Annotated in this window: 17 protein-coding genes; 6 read left to right on the plus strand and 11 right to left on the minus strand. The window is 46.3% G+C overall.

The genetic code is table 11. From position 1 onward, the window contains the following. Positions 1–313: 313 nt before the first annotated feature. On the minus strand, positions 314–1,183 hold the full coding sequence (locus tag KNP93_RS11485) for a nucleotidyltransferase-like protein (RefSeq protein ID WP_131504170.1): 870 nt from the start codon (positions 1,181–1,183) through the stop codon (positions 314–316). Positions 1,184–1,317: 134 nt separating this feature from the next. Here KNP93_RS11485 and KNP93_RS11490 point away from each other — a divergent pair, with 134 nt between their 5' ends. Beyond that, entirely contained in the window at positions 1,318–1,680 is a 363-nt protein-coding gene (locus KNP93_RS11490; protein ID WP_012369565.1) for a DUF2614 family zinc ribbon-containing protein, read from the plus strand. 14 nt (positions 1,681–1,694) lie between these two features. Here KNP93_RS11490 and perR read toward each other — a convergent pair whose 3' ends face one another. Continuing rightward, positions 1,695–2,117 carry a peroxide-responsive transcriptional repressor PerR gene (gene perR / locus KNP93_RS11495; RefSeq protein WP_251138800.1) on the minus strand — a complete coding sequence of 141 codons (423 nt, stop codon included), beginning with the start codon at positions 2,115–2,117 and terminating at the stop codon, positions 1,695–1,697. Positions 2,118–2,291: 174 nt separating this feature from the next. Here perR and KNP93_RS11500 point away from each other — a divergent pair, with 174 nt between their 5' ends. After that, a complete protein-coding gene (locus KNP93_RS11500; protein WP_131504171.1) occupies positions 2,292–3,590 on the plus strand; it encodes a glutamate-1-semialdehyde 2,1-aminomutase in 1,299 nt (432 codons plus the stop codon). A gap of 52 nt (positions 3,591–3,642) precedes the next feature. Here the strand turns inward: KNP93_RS11500 and KNP93_RS11505 are convergent, their stop codons facing one another. The 4 genes from KNP93_RS11505 to mutY all read right to left on the minus strand — a co-directional run bounded on the left by KNP93_RS11505 (position 3,643) and on the right by mutY (position 7,574). Continuing rightward, complete coding sequence (locus tag KNP93_RS11505) at positions 3,643–5,430, minus strand: ABC transporter ATP-binding protein (RefSeq protein WP_214855388.1); 1,788 nt, start codon at positions 5,428–5,430, stop codon at positions 3,643–3,645. A gap of 42 nt (positions 5,431–5,472) precedes the next feature. After that, positions 5,473–6,015, minus strand: a complete 543-nt coding sequence (ntdP, locus tag KNP93_RS11510) for a nucleoside tri-diphosphate phosphatase (RefSeq protein WP_012369561.1) — start codon at positions 6,013–6,015, stop codon at positions 5,473–5,475. A gap of 117 nt (positions 6,016–6,132) precedes the next feature. Further along, the gene (locus KNP93_RS11515) at positions 6,133–6,558 is read right to left on the minus strand and encodes a hypothetical protein (protein WP_214855390.1); all 426 of its coding nucleotides are present in this window, start codon (positions 6,556–6,558) and stop codon (positions 6,133–6,135) included. Next, positions 6,558–7,574 (minus strand): A/G-specific adenine glycosylase, encoded by a 1,017-nt coding sequence (mutY, locus tag KNP93_RS11520; RefSeq protein ID WP_131973594.1) that lies wholly within the window; start codon positions 7,572–7,574, stop codon positions 6,558–6,560. Before mutY ends, KNP93_RS11515 begins: the two co-directional genes overlap by 1 nt. Positions 7,575–7,681: 107 nt before the next feature. Between mutY and KNP93_RS11525 the strand changes: the two genes are divergently transcribed. Next, positions 7,682–8,665 (plus strand): metal-dependent hydrolase, encoded by a 984-nt coding sequence (locus KNP93_RS11525; RefSeq protein WP_131504175.1) that lies wholly within the window; start codon positions 7,682–7,684, stop codon positions 8,663–8,665. A gap of 52 nt (positions 8,666–8,717) precedes the next feature. Here the strand turns inward: KNP93_RS11525 and KNP93_RS11530 are convergent, their stop codons facing one another. The 5 genes from KNP93_RS11530 to KNP93_RS11550 all read right to left on the minus strand — a co-directional run bounded on the left by KNP93_RS11530 (position 8,718) and on the right by KNP93_RS11550 (position 14,352). Then, on the minus strand, positions 8,718–9,002 hold the full coding sequence (locus KNP93_RS11530; RefSeq protein WP_131504176.1) for a YfhJ family protein: 285 nt from the start codon (positions 9,000–9,002) through the stop codon (positions 8,718–8,720). Positions 9,003–9,004: 2 nt separating this feature from the next. Next, positions 9,005–9,319 carry a DUF1811 family protein gene (locus KNP93_RS11535; RefSeq protein WP_214855392.1) on the minus strand — a complete coding sequence of 105 codons (315 nt, stop codon included), beginning with the start codon at positions 9,317–9,319 and terminating at the stop codon, positions 9,005–9,007. Between the two features lie 59 nt (positions 9,320–9,378). Then, positions 9,379–11,439, minus strand: coding sequence for an ABC transporter ATP-binding protein (locus tag KNP93_RS11540; protein ID WP_214855394.1), 2,061 nt, complete (start codon positions 11,437–11,439; stop codon positions 9,379–9,381). Positions 11,440–11,456: 17 nt separating this feature from the next. After that, positions 11,457–13,184, minus strand: a complete 1,728-nt coding sequence (locus KNP93_RS11545) for an ABC transporter ATP-binding protein (protein ID WP_131504179.1) — start codon at positions 13,182–13,184, stop codon at positions 11,457–11,459. 346 nt (positions 13,185–13,530) lie between these two features. After that, positions 13,531–14,352, minus strand: a complete 822-nt coding sequence (locus tag KNP93_RS11550) for a RecX family transcriptional regulator (protein ID WP_131504180.1) — start codon at positions 14,350–14,352, stop codon at positions 13,531–13,533. A gap of 125 nt (positions 14,353–14,477) precedes the next feature. On the opposite strand from KNP93_RS11550, the gene KNP93_RS11555 reads away from it, so the two are divergent. The 3 genes from KNP93_RS11555 to KNP93_RS11565 all read left to right on the plus strand — a co-directional run bounded on the left by KNP93_RS11555 (position 14,478) and on the right by KNP93_RS11565 (position 17,365). Next, complete coding sequence (locus tag KNP93_RS11555) at positions 14,478–15,386, plus strand: TIGR01777 family oxidoreductase (RefSeq protein ID WP_214855396.1); 909 nt, start codon at positions 14,478–14,480, stop codon at positions 15,384–15,386. Positions 15,387–15,401: 15 nt separating this feature from the next. After that, positions 15,402–16,547, plus strand: a complete 1,146-nt coding sequence (locus KNP93_RS11560; protein ID WP_188005190.1) for an amidohydrolase — start codon at positions 15,402–15,404, stop codon at positions 16,545–16,547. 260 nt (positions 16,548–16,807) lie between these two features. Further along, positions 16,808–17,365, plus strand: coding sequence for a GNAT family N-acetyltransferase (locus tag KNP93_RS11565; protein WP_114596802.1), 558 nt, complete (start codon positions 16,808–16,810; stop codon positions 17,363–17,365). Positions 17,366–17,376 lie beyond the last annotated feature (11 nt).

A 17,376-nucleotide genomic window follows, 5' to 3' on the forward strand; every position in this document is an offset into this window, starting at 1 on the left:
GAAGTCACGTTGACGAAGCTTGCGCTTCATTCATTGTTTGTATCCGAAGATACGTTTTTTGCCTCATCGTTCAGTTTTCAAAGTTCGTCGTGTCGTTTTCAGCGACTTTAATAAGATATCACGGAATAGCTTATGCGTCAACCGTTTTTTTCTCGTTTTTTTCATCGCGTCAATGGCGTGTGCCTGTCGACATGTATTAATATACTATCTCGAGATAATAACGTCAATGCTTTTTAATCATTTTTCTTGTTATTATTTTTTTCTTCTATATATGCTTACTCTATTTAATTTTAAAAAACAAAAAACCGGTCTGTCAAACGACCGGTTCATATGTCACGAGTTCAACTCCAAGTCCTTTCGTACGTTGGTACGAAATCCGGACTAACCCTTTCCGGATGAAGAAATCAATCAAGCTACCTAAATCAACTTTCAATTCTGTCAAACGGCTTTCTTCCATCAATTCTTGCATCGTCCAAGGATGGTCGTGCTCTCGCATGACTTCGAATAAGTATCTGCCACCGGACAATACTTTCGATTGCAGTAAATGCTCTAGTCCGATCAGCGCTAAATGAATCCGTTGTTCCAATGTTTCTTCACTTAACAGTAGTTGTTCATATAATTTGTAGACATCCGGATCGTCCAGTCGCGCCTGCTCCCAAACGACGACTTCCGGATGCGCTCCTTTTTCCAATACGGACAATCGGGCCAAATGATGCAGTGCATGATGGACATGCGTATAGGCATCATAATAATTCCCGCGACTGAACAGATTTCTTCCGTCCTGAAAACGGCGCAGTAGTTTTGCGAATGACAGCGACATCTGTAAACAGCGTTCCGTTTCCGGGAAATTGAGCAGTTGTTTTTTTAAATCTGTCAAATAGTCATTCCGTTCAAAAATGATAGTCCCTTCCGACACCCAATGGACAGCGCGGCGATTCGCATTTAAAATCAACCAACGGGAAAGGACTTGTTCATGCACAAGATGTAATGAAACCCGAAGTGTATCCAAACGATAATGTTTCACTGTCCACTCGATAGAAGGATCTCGGGTAATTACTAAAAGTAAAACATCAAATTGATCGGTCAAAGAGTCTCTCGGTTGCCTTTTTTCAACAGAGATAATGCCTTGCGTCTCCGGATAAGCCGCATATTCTGAATAAATCGTTCGTGTTGCTTGTTCCATTTCCTTCTCACCCTTCTCTACTCCATACTCGTTACTCTGATCATTCGTCCGTTACCATTTTCGACAAAAAATCAATCGTTCCTGCTTCTGACTCGATCCAACAATATGCTAGACTGACTACAGGGGGAATTCATGTGAAAAAACAACGCAAGAATAAAATAAACCGCGCCCGTAACTTGGCAATGTTCCTTGTCTTTGGTGGAATGCTTGTCATGTATGGCGGTCTTTTGTTAAAACAATTCGAAATCATCATGGTCATCCTCATGCTTGTCGGATTTGTAATGGTCCTCGCCAGTACGGCTCTCTATTTTTTGATCGGACTCACTTCGACGAAAGCAGCAGTCGTCACCTGCCCAAACTGCGGCAAGGAGACGAAAGTCCTCGGGCGAGTCGATTTATGCATGCACTGCGACGAACCTCTGACGATGGATCGTAACCTTGAAGGAAAAGAATTCGATGAAAAGTACAATAAACACAGTAAACGAGCTCCCCGTTAAGGAAGCTCGTTTTTTTAATGCACGTTTGATTGACACTCCGGACAAGTCCCGTAAACCTCAAGACGATGACGATCTACTTTAAAACCTGTTAAATGCGCCGCAACCGTCTCAACGTCATCTAAAACAGGATAGTTGAAGTCAACGATTTTCCCGCATCCTTCGCAAATCATATGGTAATGACGCGTCGTAACGAAATCAAAACGGCTTGAAGCATCTCCATAATTCATCTCTTCTACGATCCCTTTTTCTCTAAAAACCCGTAGATTATTATAAACTGTCGCCACACTCATATTTGGAAAACGATGTTCGAGCGCACGATAAATCTCATCTGCCGTCGGATGTGTATGTCCCGTCGTTAAATATTCCAAAATCGCATGACGTTGTGGTGTCATCCGAACGCCTGATTCCCGTAAAGAGCGTACTGCATCATCTAGCATTTCGTTCGCCACGTCATCCCCTCATTTCTATCTTTCATTGATTATTAGATTGTAATCTTTATAATTAGTCTACCTACATTCTCTCTTTCCGTCAACGGCTCTGCTCCACGTTTGACGGACATGATACAATCATATCGTGATATTTTTCACGTATCAAGGATTGGAGGAATCATCATGTCAACTCATGCAAATCGCCCGACTTCCGAAGCATTATATGAAGTAGCACAACAATGTATCGTCGGAGGTGTGAACAGCCCATCCCGCTCTTATAAAGCAGTCGGAGGTGGTGCCCCCGTTTATATGGAGCGTGGAGAAGGAGCTTACTTTTATGATGTCGACGGCAATCGTTACATCGATTACTTAGCAGCTTACGGTCCGATTATCACCGGTCACGGTCATCCACATATTACGGAAGCGATCACGAACGCTTCGCGCAACGGTTTGTTATACGGAACACCCCACCGTCTCGAAATCGACTTTGCGCACAAACTCCAACAAGCGATCCCTTCTTTAGAAAAGGTGCGTTTCACAAACTCTGGAACAGAGGCCGTCATGACGACGATCCGCGTCGCCCGCGCCTATACAGGACGTGAACTTGTCGTCAAATTCAGCGGTTGCTACCATGGTCACTCGGACTTAATGCTGATTGCAGCCGGTAGCGGTCCTGCCACACTCGGTTCACCTGATTCGGCCGGCGTCACTAAAGCGACAGCCAAAGAAGTCATTACGACACCGTTCAACGATATCGAATCTTACCGTCAAATCATGGCAGAATGGGGCGATCAAGTCGCCTGTGTGCTTGTCGAACCGATTGTCGGAAACTTCGGAATCGTGGAGCCTCAACCCGGTTTCCTCGAAGCGATCAACGACATCACCCATGAACACGGTGCTCTTGTCATCTATGATGAGGTCATCACTGCTTTCCGTTTCATGTACGGTAGTGCACAAGAACTCTTGAACATCCGCCCAGACATGACAGCGCTCGGAAAAATCATCGGCGGCGGTCTGCCGATCGGGGCTTATGGCGGACGCCAAGATATCATGGAACATGTTGCGCCACTTGGTCCTGCCTATCAAGCAGGTACGATGGCGGGAAATCCGGCTTCGATGGCAGCTGGAATCGCCTGTCTCGAGTTGCTCGAACAGCCCGGTGTATACGAAGAGTTCGACCGTCTCGGTGCAAAACTCGAACAAGGAATACTAGAGGCTGCTGACACACATGACGTCACGATTACGATTAACCGTCTTAAAGGTGCATTGACGGTTTACTTCACGGACGAAACAGTCATCGACTATTTAGGTGCTGAACGTGCCGACAGTGAAACGTTCGGTCGTTTCTTCAAGTTAATGCTTGAACAAGGCGTCAACCTCGCTCCTTCTAAATACGAAGCCTGGTTCTTGACGACGGCTCACACGGAAGCAGACATTGACGAAACAATTGTTGCTGTCAACCGTGCTTTCGCCCAACTGTAAATCAACCATTCATACAAAAAGGCTGTTCCGATTTTTTCGGAACAGCCTTTTTTCATTCAACGAGTTCTAGATTTTGAATCGCATACAGTTCAAAGTAGGCGCCACGTTTTCGCATTAATTCTTCATGACGTCCCATTTCTGTAATCTGACCGTTTTCAATGACGACAATTTTATCGGCATCGGTGATGGTCGAGAGACGGTGGGCGACGGTAAACGTCGTCCGTCCTTTCGCGAGACGGGCAAGCGAATCCTGAATCATCGATTCACTTTCCAAATCAAGTGCACTCGTCGCTTCATCCAAAATCAAAATCGGTGGATTTTTGAGGAATACCCGGGCAATTGCCAGACGTTGTTTTTGTCCGCCAGACAATTTGACACCCCGTTCGCCGACCGGTGTTTTATAGCCGTCCGCCAAACGTTCAATGAACTCATGGGCATTGGCCGCTTTCGCTGCCGCGACCACCTCTTCATCCGTTGCCTCGGGATTTCCCATCTTAATGTTCATTTCGACCGATTCACTGAACAGAATCGATTCCTGCATGACCATACCGATTTGATCGCGAAGACCACGTAACTTCAAATCACGAATGTCGACGCCGTCAAGCGTGATTCGCCCTAATGACACGTCGTAAAAACGGGGTATCAGACTAACCAGTGTTGATTTCCCACCGCCCGACATCCCGACAAATGCTATCCGTTCTCCCGCCTGAACATCGAGCGTCAACCGGTCAATCGCCCGTTCGCCGCCTTCTTCGTATGAGAAGCTGATATTTTCAAACTGGACGTTCCCTTTGACAGCAACCGGATTTTTCGCATTGGCTTTTTCCGTAATGTCATACGGCTCATCCAGGAATTCAAACATCCGGTCCATCGAGGCAATCGACTGGGTCAGTGTCGTCGAAGAGTTCACGAGACGACCGAGCGGTGCGTACAGACGATCAATGTAGGCAATAAAGGCGACCATCGTCCCAAGTGATTCCTGTTCGTTCAGAACGAGGAAGGCTGCTGCTCCGAAAATCAAAATCGGTGCAAAATCGGTAATCGTCGAGACGACGACGTACGTCCGGGCATTCCAATTCGTTTGGCGTAAGGCCGCTGTCAAGAATCCGTCATTTTGTTTTTTGAACGCCTGGTTTTCATGGGGTTCAAGCGCAAAACTGCGAATGACTGCCATTCCGTTGACCCGTTCCGTCAAGTGTCCTTGAAGCTCAGCAAGAGCTGCGGAACGGTCCCGTGTCAGACTGCGGAGTCGTCCGTAAAAGAACTTGACCGCGAGTGCGTAAAACGGCAACGGAATGATGGCGACGAGTGTCAGTTTCGGATCAATCGTCCACATGATAGCGATGGCAATCAAAATCGTAATCATATCGAGCCATAAATTCATGAGTCCGGTGACGACAAAATCTTTTGTTTGTTCGACATCATTGATGATCCGGGAGATGACTTCACCGGTTTTCGTATTTGAATAAAAGCGGAGTGACAATTTCTGAACATGATCGAACAGACGGTTCCGGACATCAAATAAAATTTTTGACGCCGACCACTGGGCCAGATACTGCCGAATGTATTCAAGCGGCGGTTTGATGACAAGGAAGACGAAGAATCCGGCTCCGATCAAGTAGGCCAGCTCTTTACTGCGCTCCGCCAGCGGAACGGTCTGATTATCAAGTAAATTGTCAATGATGTACTTGTAGAGCAGCGGCAATCCTAACGGAATCGAAAACTTGATGATCCCGACGAACACCGTTAAGAGAATTTGTTTTTTATACGGTTTGACGAATTCCATGTACCGCCGGATGGAACCCTTCTCTTTTAACTGTTTTTGTTTTGCTTTACCCATGTATTTCCCTTCTTTCCACTAAAAAAAGACGATGGCGAACCATCATCTCCGATATCTTGTTTCGTATTCACGATACCACGTTTCCACGAAAGCTGGATTGAATGGACCTTTGCGACTGCGGATCCATTGAATCAAAATCTGAACGTTGTCCTTCAGAATACGATCAATCGCTTTCGGATAGTTCATCTCCCGGCGATGTTTTTCGTACTCGTCCTCATCCAAAATCATGTAAGACATGTCCGGATAGACTTTAATATCTAAATCATAATCAATGTACTTGACTGCTCGATCCTTTTCATCAAACGTCGAAGGTGACCCTAAGTTGCAGTAATAGTAGATTCCGTCTTCACGAATCATACAGATTACATTAAACCAGAGTTCTGTCGAAAAATAACAAATCGCGGGTTCTCGTGTCCGCCACTGACGACCATCCGATTCACTGACCATGATCCGGTCATTGAATCCAATCAATTCTTCTTCCGTCGATTTAAGCACGAGCGTTTCTTCCCAAACTCTGTGTAAGCTGCCGTTATGTTTGAAACTTTGAATCTCAATCTTGCTACTTTCTTTTGGGAATCGACTCATGTGCTACTCCTTTCTGAAGCTTTTTATTCAGTTTTTTCTATACTCTCGTGCTTATTATACCCATTTTCAGAACACATGAAAAACGAAAGGCTACTTTTTCAGGAAAATGACTGGTATTTAACTTGAAAAATGATGCAACATCGCCTGTTTCCGCTGCTGAAACATCGGCTTCAGAATAAATAAGTCCACCAACCCTTTTGGTAAATACGATTTATAGACCAAGTCATCAATCATGTAGACCCCGTCCGCCCGTTCCTCGACACGGTGAAGATGACACCAGGCTGTAAAAGGAAATGGCACCTTGACTCCGACATCCACGAACAAGTCGCTCCCGACCATTGGAATGATCGAATCCCACTTTACAAAAACCGGTGGAACACCGACCTTCAGCTGAATCGTGTTCCCCGCATATGTCCGTGTATCCCCGTTCGTCTGTACTTTCGGAAACGTCGTCATCCCCGTCAGGGCTTTGGCATCACTTAAAAAGGACCAGGCTTGCTCCTTCGTCGTCGGCACTTTCGTTTCTGTATAAAAATGATCCATTAGAGTTCCTCCTTTAATAAACGATCAATCTTCATCTGAGCAACGGAAATCGGTTGTTTTTCATATGTCTGTTCATCCATTAAAATAGTTCCTTCCGGTTGTGTCGTAACACGGTACACCGTGATATCCCAAATCCGGTGCGAAAAGATATGTTTGACACTGCCAACGCGTATTCCGGGCTGTTCTTCCGTCGATTCAATCAAAGGGTACTGCCACATACCGGCCAAGAGTCCTGTATCCGGACGTTGCATGACTGCAACTTGTCCATTTTCCTCATAGACAAGGGCATCATACTGGATCGTCTGGGTTTTGCCTTTTTTGGTTTTAACGGGAAGTTCTGCTTGAACGGACCGTTCGTAAGCAAAGCAGACATCATTGACGGGACAAAGTCCGCACATCGGTGATTTGGGTGTACAGACCATCGCGCCGAGTTCCATCAAACCTTGATTGAAGCTTGACGGATCCGCGTGATCAATCAATTCATGAACAGCCGCTTCAAAGACTTTCCGTGTTTTCGGCGCCGCAATGTCGTCATAAATCCCGAGAACCCGGGATAATACACGCATGACATTCCCGTCAACAGCCGGTTCCGGATGGCCGTAGGCAATCGAAAGAACGGCACCGGTCGTATAGGGACCGACTCCCCGTAAACTTTCAAACCGTTCTTTTTCATCCGGTACGATTCCATCATATTTTTCAACAACTTCCTGAACGGCGATTTGAAGGTTCTTAACCCGGGAATAGTACCCTAAGCCTTCCCAATATTTTAAGACTTCACTTTGGTCGGCTGCCGCCAAATCATGGGGGGTTGGAAACCGTTCCGTGAACCGGTGGTAATAAGGAATGACCGTATCGACCCGTGTTTGTTGCAGCATGATCTCACTGATCCAGATGTGATAGGGGTTTTTCGTTTCACGCCACGGTAATTGTCGTTGTTCCCGTAAAAACCACTGAACCAATTCCGTTGTAAAATGCCGTTTATTAAAGTTTGTGAAATATTCTGTAACAAGAGTCAAAATATTACCTCTTTTCTATTTGATACGTTATAGTAAGTTCAATTAACCTTAAAATCAATTTACGTTTTTTATGATCCTGAATACTATGATAGAGGAGCGAATTCGCATTGGATACTGGTACGCATATCGGAATGGGACTTTGCCTCGCCGCCATTTCTACACTTGAACCGGATGTCGCTGCAAGCGCTACGCTGTTTGCGGCTGTCACGACGACGGCGTTGGTCGGTTCCCATGCTCCAGACTTTGATACTGTATTTAAATTTAAAGGTAACAGTGCCTACCTGAGACAACACCGTGGTAAATCCCATGGTTTGATTGCCTTGATTGCCTGGCCGTTGTTACTGTCGATTGTCATCGGCGCCCTGTTCGGCGTTCCACCAACTTCATTATGGCTGATGGCACAGATTGCTGTCGCCCTTCATGTCTTCGTCGATCTGTTTAATGCTTACGGTACGCAGGCACTTCATCCGTTCAAGAAGACCTGGATTGGGTGGGGCGTCATCAATACGTTTGATCCCTATCTGTTCACGATGTATTACGGTGCGTTCGGTATTTGGTTATTGACCCGTGCAACAATCGTCATTTTCCCGATTCTGATTGCGATCGTCATCATCTATTACGCGGTTCAATTTAAGTTGCGAAATGATGCCTTGGCAACGGCAGCCCGTTATTATGGCGGTGCCCACAAACTGTTTATTTCTCCCGGAATGAAATGGGACGAATGGCATGTCGCCGCACGTCTTCGAAATGAATATGCGGTCGTCAAAATCAATTCCGGGACTGTCGTCGAATGCGGCAATTTCCGGATCAAGAATGAACCGCACGGTGACGAATTATACGACATCGTCAAAGAGAACGCCGATTTACAGGCTTTCCTTGAGTTCTCTAAAATTCATACGTATACCGTTTCCCGAAAAGACGGAATCGTTGAATATCGTTTCACGAATTTACGTTACTTCACGAAAGAAGTCTATCCGTTCGTTGCTGTCGTAAGGGTCGATGCGACGTCACGTCAAATCGTCAGTTCTTACACAGGATGGGTCTTCAGTGAACGGACGTTGCAAAAAAAATTATTCGTTCCCGCTTTATGAATAAAGGACTCGCCATGCTCGGAAGACATTCTTCCGAACCGCGAGTCCTTTTTTAATTTAATGACTGGTCGTCGCGCCCGATCATCAAATGCTTGAATTTCTCATTTGTCGTATTGAAACGGTGAAGCATCGAACCGTGTTGCTTGATTTGTTGCTGAACGAAACGGACGGCAACTGCCTCACCTTGGTATTTTTCTCCCGCTCGTGCAAGTGTCGCTTCAAAATCTTCCCATAAGACTTCCACCCACGTCAAGGCTTCAAGCGGTGTCAGCGTCTCATTGACTTCTTGTAATTCTTCCGACAATCCTTTTAATGCTTCTGAACGATTTTGATCCATCGTCATTCCTCCTCTTCTTGAATCAACGCGAGTGGAATCGCCACTTCGTTGACTGTCCCTTCAAAATGCCCCCAGCCCATGACACCGTTGACGAAATGCAGTTCGAATCGTGCATCTTCTCCGGCAATCCGGTAAAAACGCCCCGTCTCAAACCGGCTGGCGTCGACTAAATAACTTTGGGCAATCGCAATCTTACGGATAATCACCTCGACTTCACTCATGTTGCCATGTTGCTCGGCTTTACGTTTCTGCTCATTTAATTTCGTCACGAGCATCTCTAATTCATATTTTGATAACTGACTCATACGTGTCTCCATAAAAAAACTCCCCCTCTTCGTCATTAGTATATACGAAAAGAGGAAGAAAAATGATGGAGTTAGCTTGATTTCAGTTCGAGATTCCGTTTACTTTGTAACGCATACATTTTGGCATAGATTTTTTGTTTTTTGAGTAACTCGTCATGCGTACCGCGTTCGGCAATCCGTCCTTGGTCGAGGACGATGATTTCGTCGGCGTCTTTGATCGTTGACAAGCGGTGGGCGATGATGAACGTCGTCCGCCCTTTCGTCAAGGTCAACAACGCTTCTTGAATCATCGCTTCCGTCTCGGAATCGACACTCGCTGTCGCCTCATCGAGCACTAAAATGGCCGGATCAAATGCCAGTGCCCGGGCAAAGCTGATTAACTGCCGTTCACCGGCCGATAAGGTCGCCCCTTTTTCGATGACCGGTTCATCAAGTCCCTGAGGAAGCCGGTCAATGAACCGGTCTGCTCCAACAGCCACGATCGCTTCCCGGATCCGCTCTTCCGAAATTGCCGGATTTCCGAGCGTGATGTTCGACCGAATCGTTCCGGTGAATAAAAATGGATCCTGCAGGACGATGCCCATGTGGTCACGAACCGCCTGTTTTGGCAGCGACGTAACATCTTGTCCGTCAATCAACAATTGACCGGATGACGGATCATAAAAACGCATCAGAAGATTCATGACCGAACTTTTCCCGCTTCCGGTATGTCCGACGAGAGCGACGGTCGCACCGGGACGGGCATCAATCTCGATTTCTTGTAAGACAGGATGGCCCGGATCATAACTGAAGCCGACCTGTTTGAATTCCACGCGACCGGCGAAACGGGGTAAACGTCCTTTTCCGACTTCTTCGCCTTTTTCATCGAGCAGTTGGAACATGCGGTCTGCCGAAACGAGTGCTTGTTGCAGTGGTGATAGTTGATTCATGATTTGAGTCACCGGTTCAAATAACCGGGAGACATAATCGATATAGGCGTATAAAATACCGAGCGATAAAAACGTCCCATCGGTCAGACTTTTTCCGGCGACGACCCAGATCAACAAGGCAAGCGTCAGGTTTTTTAAGAAATAAGATAAGTTATGCGACATCAAGGCATCGAGCCGCAATAACTTGGAGCGGGTTTGATAGTTCTCTTCATTTTTCTGCTCAAATTCCGCCAACACTTCTTTTTCCCGCGCATACGCTTGAATGATTGGCATCGTTTGAATATTCTCATTCAATTGACCATTCATATCAGCAACAAGCGACCGGACTTTGAAATTATTTTCCGTCGCGAGCTTCTGGAACAACTGAACCCAAAAGTAGACAATCGGAATAATCAGCAACGAAACTAATCCCAAACGGACATCAAGGAAAAACATTGCTACTAAAATTCCAGCCATCGTAATCAGTCCTGAAAAGACCCGTGCCAACACACCCAAATACAAATCACGGATTGTTTCCGTATCGTTCGTTACACGACTGACAATCTTCCCAATCGGTGTTTGGTCAAAATAGCGGACCGGCAACCGTTGTAAATGTGTAAAGACATCAAGCCGCATCCGTTTAACGATTTTATGCGCCGACCGCTGAAGCAGGATTTGTTGCACCCAGTTCAGACCGGCTGCGATTAACAGCAGGATGATATACATCAAGGATAGCCAGCCGACTGCTTTTAAGTCGGAAGCATAAAAATCATACACTTGTCCTTGTGTGAGCTTCGCGACGTTTGCGTAACGAAATACCTCATCGCCCCGCGTGACGGTCAACGTCCCATCCTCCACACTGCGTTCTCCACCGCTCACGACTTGTTTCGGTACAAAATAATAACCGTCTTTTGACTGGACAATCGAAATGGATTGAATGACGGCAGAGGACGGGACGTCCTGCTTCTTCGCAAATTGATGCCCGTCATACTCGACCCGTCCTCCATCTTTCACTTCCACCCAGTCCTTTTCAATCGCGACGATATGCTCATCGATGATGACTTTCGCAATATAAGGTCCGGTCAGTTCTGCTCCGACTGCTAAAATCAATAGAAATAATCCTAGGAAAATCGCTTGTTTTTCATACATCGCATAACGGACAAGCGATCGAATCGTCGTTTTCCGACGAACGGGATCTAATAAATACAATTCTTCTTCCTTCACGTTCGACACCTCCTACCTTACGTTTCTTCACTTTGCCGTTCGAACTGTTCGGCATACCATCCTCTATGGTTCATCAGTTGTTCGTGCGTGCCCCGTTCGGTCACTTGACCATCCTGCAGGACAAGGATTTCGTCCGCATGGGCAACAGCAGACAAACGGTGTGCGACAATCAATGTCGTTGCCTGCTCGCGGTTGGTTCGAATCGCTTCAATGATGTGCGATTCGGTTTTCGCATCGACCGCGGATAACGAATCGTCAAGCAATAATAATTTTGGTTTTTTCAACATTGCCCGGGCGATCGACAGCCGTTGTTTTTGTCCACCGGATAACGTGACACCACGTTCGCCGACCAACGTCTCAAGACCTTGATCGAGCATCGTGATATCTGTCGTGAACGAAGCGAGACGAATCGCTTCCTGCAATTCAGCTTCCGTTGCCGTTCCGGCACCGAACAAAATATTGTCCCGTACCGTTTTCGAGAATAAAAGATGTTCCTGCGAGACATAACCGGTCCAGCCGCGGACCGTTTCCAAGGCGACGTCTTCATACGGAATCCCGTTGACTTGCAACATCTCGCGCCCCAGCGGATATTCGCGTAAAAACTGCCGCAACAATGTTGTTTTTCCGGCGCCGGTCGGACCGACGATCCCGATTGTCTTGCCTTGTTCGATTGTCACGTTAATATCGCGTAAGGCGGGCTGTTTCGTTCCCGGATACGTAAACGTTAGATCAGATAAAACGATTGTTTCCGGAAAATCCACATCTGCGACCGGTGTTGACGTAATCAACGGTTTCACCCGCATCGTCGCTTGCAGACGATCGAGGCTTGCTGTTCCGCGCTGGATGACGTTAATCAATTCCCCGAATGCATACATCGGCCAAATCAACATCCCGAGATAAATATTAAAGGCAACGAGTTGCCCAAGCGTGATGTCGTTCGTAAAGACAAGATAAGTCCCGAACGATAAGCCAATCAGATAACTGATTCCGACGAGTAATTTGATAATCGGCTCGAATAAGACATCAATTTTTGCGACGTGCATGTTTTTATCAAATACATCACTCGTCACAGCATCAAATTTTTTGACATCGATGTCTTCCTGAACGAATGAACGAATGACCCGCAGACCGGAAATCGATTCCACGACTTGGTCATTCATCGTGCCAAACGCATCCTGCGCCGTCATGAACCGTCCATGAATCTGGCTGCCGAGTTTATTCATCGCGTAAGCGAGAATCGGCATCGGTAACAATGCCGCAAGTGTCAGTTTCCAATCGATTGCCACTCCCATGACGACAAGTGTAATGGCCGTCATGTTTAACGAGTCGACGAGCGTCAGGACACCAAAGCCGGCTGTCCGTTCTACTGCCTTCAAGTCATTGGTCGCAAGTGCCATTAAATCCCCGGTCCGGTTGCGTTGGTAAAAAGTTGGCGTCAGCTTTAATAAATGCGTAAAGAATTGGCTGCGCAACGTCCGTTCGAGTAAAAAGGCTGTCCCGAATAATTTCGCAAGCCACAAGTACGTCAGAATAAAAGACGTAATGGAAATAACGGTCAGACCTACCACATATTGAATCAATGTCGTCCGGTCCATGGATCCGGAACGTAGTCCGTCAATCACTTTTCCGATCAACCACGGTGGTGTCAAGTCGATGAAGCCGGTCACGATCAGTAGTAACACGGCAATCAAATACGATTTTTTATGTTCTTTCAGAAACCAACTGAGTTGGCGAAATAATCGCACGATGGCTCCCCCCTTTGTCGTTCATAATGGTGTTACACGTTTCCAAGCACGCAAAAAAGGCAGACGGATTTCCGGAGCAGTCCGAGAATCCATCTGCCTTTCTAAAGACGATGTGAATCGACGATATGGTCTGCGTGCTCGGGGAACGGATTCCCTGTCAATCGCACACTGAAAGTAGTGTTTATACGAGTTCGAGAGTCTCCGCCATATTCAGCTGTTTAATAAGTGCGTTTACAATTGGCTGTTTCATTTGACGGTTCCTCCTTTTCTTAATCTGAGCGTAGAATAGCATAATTATCGAACAATTGTCAATTTTGTGTCTAATCTTTTAAAATGAAGTGAAAACTTATATTCCGTCCGCTTCTTCCTGCTTAACCTGTTCGATCACTTCCGAAACGAGTGCATACGGAAATCCTTTTCGAACCAATGCTTGTTGTGTTTTTTGAACCCGGGCGAACGGTTCCAGGTTCCGATACTTCGGATAATATTTTCGTGCCTGGTACAAAGCGGCAGATTCTTCTGTGTCCGCTTCCACCTCTTCGAACACTTGTTGAATCCCGAGCTTCGAGACCTCCGATGAAAATCCGCGTTGCATCAGGGTTTGTTGCAATTTCTGCTTTAGTTCCCGAACCGATCGGCGGGCCAGTTCTTTTTGTTTTTGCCGAAGAAACTTCAACACCTTTTCCAGCTCTTCTTCTTCCGTGAATGCTGTCAATGCCTGATCAATATACGTCTTTTGAATCTTCAGCATTTCTAAGTCCCGGCGGATTTTACCCGGTCCTTGCGGTGTCGTCGCTTTTTTTGTCGCGGTATACGCTTCCGCAAATTGTTGATCGTTCAAATATTTTTGGTCGGTCAATCGTTTGATGGCATGCTTGACGGCATGTTCCGGCGTCTCTTTTTCGATCAAATACGATTCCACTTCGCTCGTCGCCCGCATCCGATATGACAGATGATTGAGTGATAAGCGGTACGCTTTTTGTTGTTCTTCCGCCGTCAGCACTTCCTTGACGAAATCATCGTCCAGCTCTTTATCCCGTTGCAGATTGTATTTGATTAGGATATCGGCATCAACGGCAAACGCATATTCTTCCTTCCCTTCACGCTCGATGTAGATATTAAAGCGTTCCGTATTTTTCTTTTGGGTTGAAATCCGTGTGATTTTCAAGTCGGTTCCTCCTTTTTCATCTTCTCCTGCAACGATAACATGTTGAATGAGGTTTGAGTGAAATGGACAAACGGGAACATATGTACAAGTATTCATATAGATTGAACGAAAGGATGACTCTAGTTATGAAAATAGCGATTACAGGCGGAACCGGAATGATTGGACAGGCATTAACAAAACGATTACTTAACGAAGGCCACCAGATTGTCATTTTAACCCGTTCACCGAAGGCAACAGAAGGTGCTGTCTCTTACGTTGAATGGCTGACGGATACAGCAACACCCGAACATCACTTAAACGATGTAAATGCCTTCATCCATTTAGCAGGTGCTTCCATCAATGAAGGGCGCTGGACAGAAGAACGTAAACGCGTCATCCTGGAGAGCCGGATTGACTCGACGAAAGAACTCGTCCGGATTATTCAGGCCCTCGATTCAAAACCGGATGTCGTCCTATCGGCTTCTGCCGTCGGAATTTACGGTCAGGACCGCCATCAGACGTTTACGGAAGAAACGACTATCCCCCCGACTGCCGACTTCCTCAGCCATGTCTGCGTCGCATGGGAAAATCTCGCTCAACCGATTGCCGACAGCGGTGTGCGTCTCGTTCATCCGCGAATTGGTGTCGTCCTCAGTACAGAAGGCGGTGCTTATCCATTGATGCGCCTGCCGTATACATTATTCGGCGGCGGCACGATGGGCGACGGGAAACAATGGGTTTCCTGGGTCCATATCGACGATCTTGTCGAACTGTTCCTGTTCGCACTGACGACACCGTCTGTCAACGGTCCGCTCAACATTACAGCCCCTCATCCGGAAACGATGCGCCGGTTTGGTCAAACGATTGGAAAAGTGTTGCACCGTCCGCACTGGTTACCGGCTCCACGCTTTGCCCTCGAGCTCGCTCTAGGAGAAAAAAGTGTTATCGTACTCGAGGGTGCTCGTGTCATTCCAAAAAAAGCTCTCGAAAACGGCTACAAGTTTCGGTATGCTGAATTAAAGGATGCACTTCAGAATCTCGAGCACACAAACTAATACAGGGGTTGAACAATGTTGGATGTTTTAATACGTAATGCACATATTTTTCCGATTACGTCAGATAATTTTTATGGCGATATCCGAATCAAAGATGGAAAGATTCATGAAATCAATGAATTGTTGGATGCCAAAGAGAACGAACGTGTCATCGAAGCAGAAGGCCGCTTCCTGCTTCCCGGTTTCATCGATGCCCACACCCATCTCGGTTTGTACGATGAAGGAACCGGTACAGTCGGAAACGATGCCAATGAAACCATTTTCGCGATGACGCCCCACTTGCGGGCAATCGACGGCGTGTATCCACTCGACGAAGGATTCAAAGAAGCGATCGAACATGGTGTCACGACGGTACAAGTCATGCCGGGCAGCATGAATATCATCGGTGGTGTCACAAGTGTCATCAAGACACATGGCCGCTTCATCGATGATATGATTTTACGGAAGTATGCCGGATTAAAAATTGCGCTCGGTGAAAATCCAAAACGTGTCCATAGTGCCGGTCGTGCCGGTGAATTGACGCGCATGGGAATCATGGGTATGTTGCGGGAAGCGTTTCTTGAAGTGAAGATGCAACGGACCGCAGATACATTTGCGCACCGGATGATTGAACGGGTCCTCAAAAAAGAAATGCCGCTCCGTGTCCACGCCCATCGAGCCGATGATATTTTATCAGCGATTCGTTTTGCAGAAGAGTTTGAGCTCGATGTCCGAATCGAACATTGTACAGAAGGTCATCTCGTTGCCAAAGAACTGCAACAATTACCGATTGAACATGTCACGGTTGGTCCGACCTTTACACGAAAGTCAAAAATCGAACTCAAAAACAAAACATGGGAAACGTATCGTGTTCTGCATGAACATGGTCTTGAAGTATCAATCACGACGGATCATCCGTACACACCGGTTCAATATTTAAATTTATGTGCCGGTCTTGCCGCCCGTGAAGGACTGCCGGTTGATATCGCGCTTCGTGCCATCACGATTAATCCGGCCCGTTCGATTGGCGTTGCGGATCGTGTCGGTTCCATTGAAGTTGGAAAAGATGCCGATCTTGTTCTTTGGAGTCACTTCCCGCTCGATTATCTGGCGAAGCCTTTGATGACCATGATTGACGGAAAAGTTATTTTTGAACATACCCATCTGACATCGATGTCTTAAGAAAAAAGCCTACGATTTTAACGGAAATCCGTTGAAAATCATAGGCTTTTTTTGTTATGAAAGTGAGGCTTTTTCGTTTGCAAGAAATGTCTTATTTTCGTATGTTTTTTCACAAAAATTATTTGCTTGCTTTTTTAAAAAAAGAAGGTAATATTATCTTATCCGACAACTGAAGAAGGCATACCATGCGCGGTTCAAACGAGTCAGACAGGTAGCTTTCGACAATCATTCTAGCGGTCTTAAGAAGGAGGAATGGAAGTATGCTCAAGCAACGGGAGCTGAGCGACTGCGCTGATTTGTTCGAACTGATGCAGCATCAAGACGTATATCCGTACGTCCGCCAAAAAACACGGTACTTTGATGAATTTCTGTTTACTACAAAGCAGGCAATCGAAGAGGAAGAACGCGGTGAGCTTGTCTCACGCACAATCCTAGACGAATTTGACCAACCAATCGGTACAATCAGTTTACTCGATATCGAAGGACAGTATGGGTTTCTCGGTACATGGTTAGGTAAACCGTATCATGGGAAAGGTTATAACAATCTTGCAAAAGAAGCATTCTTTGCAGAACTATTTTTTGATCTCGAATTCGAAAGTGTTTTCATGAAAATCCGGAAGACTAACATCCGTTCACAAAAAGCAGCGGAAAAACTGCCTTATGCTTTTTGTGCCGATGAATTACGACCAGCGTTACTTGAACAGCTGAACACCGGGGAAACTCAATTCACGTTGTACGAAGTCTCGAAATCAAGTTTTCAAATGTATATCCATGGCCGCGAATTCGAAACGGTCTACGAACAACAACTCGAAGCATGAGAGGCACCTGC

The organism is Exiguobacterium sp. s166 (assembly GCF_018618855.1).
Lineage (GTDB): Bacteria > Bacillota > Bacilli > Exiguobacteriales > Exiguobacteriaceae > Exiguobacterium_A.

Bases quoted from the DNA above. Each gene is read 5' to 3' on its own strand.
- KNP93_RS11485 (WP_131504170.1), bottom strand. From the start codon at position 1,183: ATGGAACAAGCAACACGAACGATTTATTCAGAATATGCGGCTTATCCG.
- perR (WP_251138800.1), bottom strand. From the start codon at position 2,117: ATGCTAGATGATGCAGTACGCTCTTTACGGGAATCAGGCGTTCGGATG.
- KNP93_RS11500 (WP_131504171.1), top strand. From the start codon at position 2,292: ATGTCAACTCATGCAAATCGCCCGACTTCCGAAGCATTATATGAAGTA.
- KNP93_RS11505 (WP_214855388.1), bottom strand. From the start codon at position 5,430: ATGGGTAAAGCAAAACAAAAACAGTTAAAAGAGAAGGGTTCCATCCGG.
- ntdP (WP_012369561.1), bottom strand. From the start codon at position 6,015: ATGAGTCGATTCCCAAAAGAAAGTAGCAAGATTGAGATTCAAAGTTTC.
- KNP93_RS11515 (WP_214855390.1), bottom strand. From the start codon at position 6,558: ATGGATCATTTTTATACAGAAACGAAAGTGCCGACGACGAAGGAGCAA.
- KNP93_RS11530 (WP_131504176.1), bottom strand. From the start codon at position 9,002: ATGGATCAAAATCGTTCAGAAGCATTAAAAGGATTGTCGGAAGAATTA.
- KNP93_RS11535 (WP_214855392.1), bottom strand. From the start codon at position 9,319: ATGGAGACACGTATGAGTCAGTTATCAAAATATGAATTAGAGATGCTC.
- KNP93_RS11555 (WP_214855396.1), top strand. From the start codon at position 14,478: ATGAAAATAGCGATTACAGGCGGAACCGGAATGATTGGACAGGCATTA.
- KNP93_RS11560 (WP_188005190.1), top strand. From the start codon at position 15,402: ATGTTGGATGTTTTAATACGTAATGCACATATTTTTCCGATTACGTCA.
- KNP93_RS11565 (WP_114596802.1), top strand. From the start codon at position 16,808: ATGCTCAAGCAACGGGAGCTGAGCGACTGCGCTGATTTGTTCGAACTG.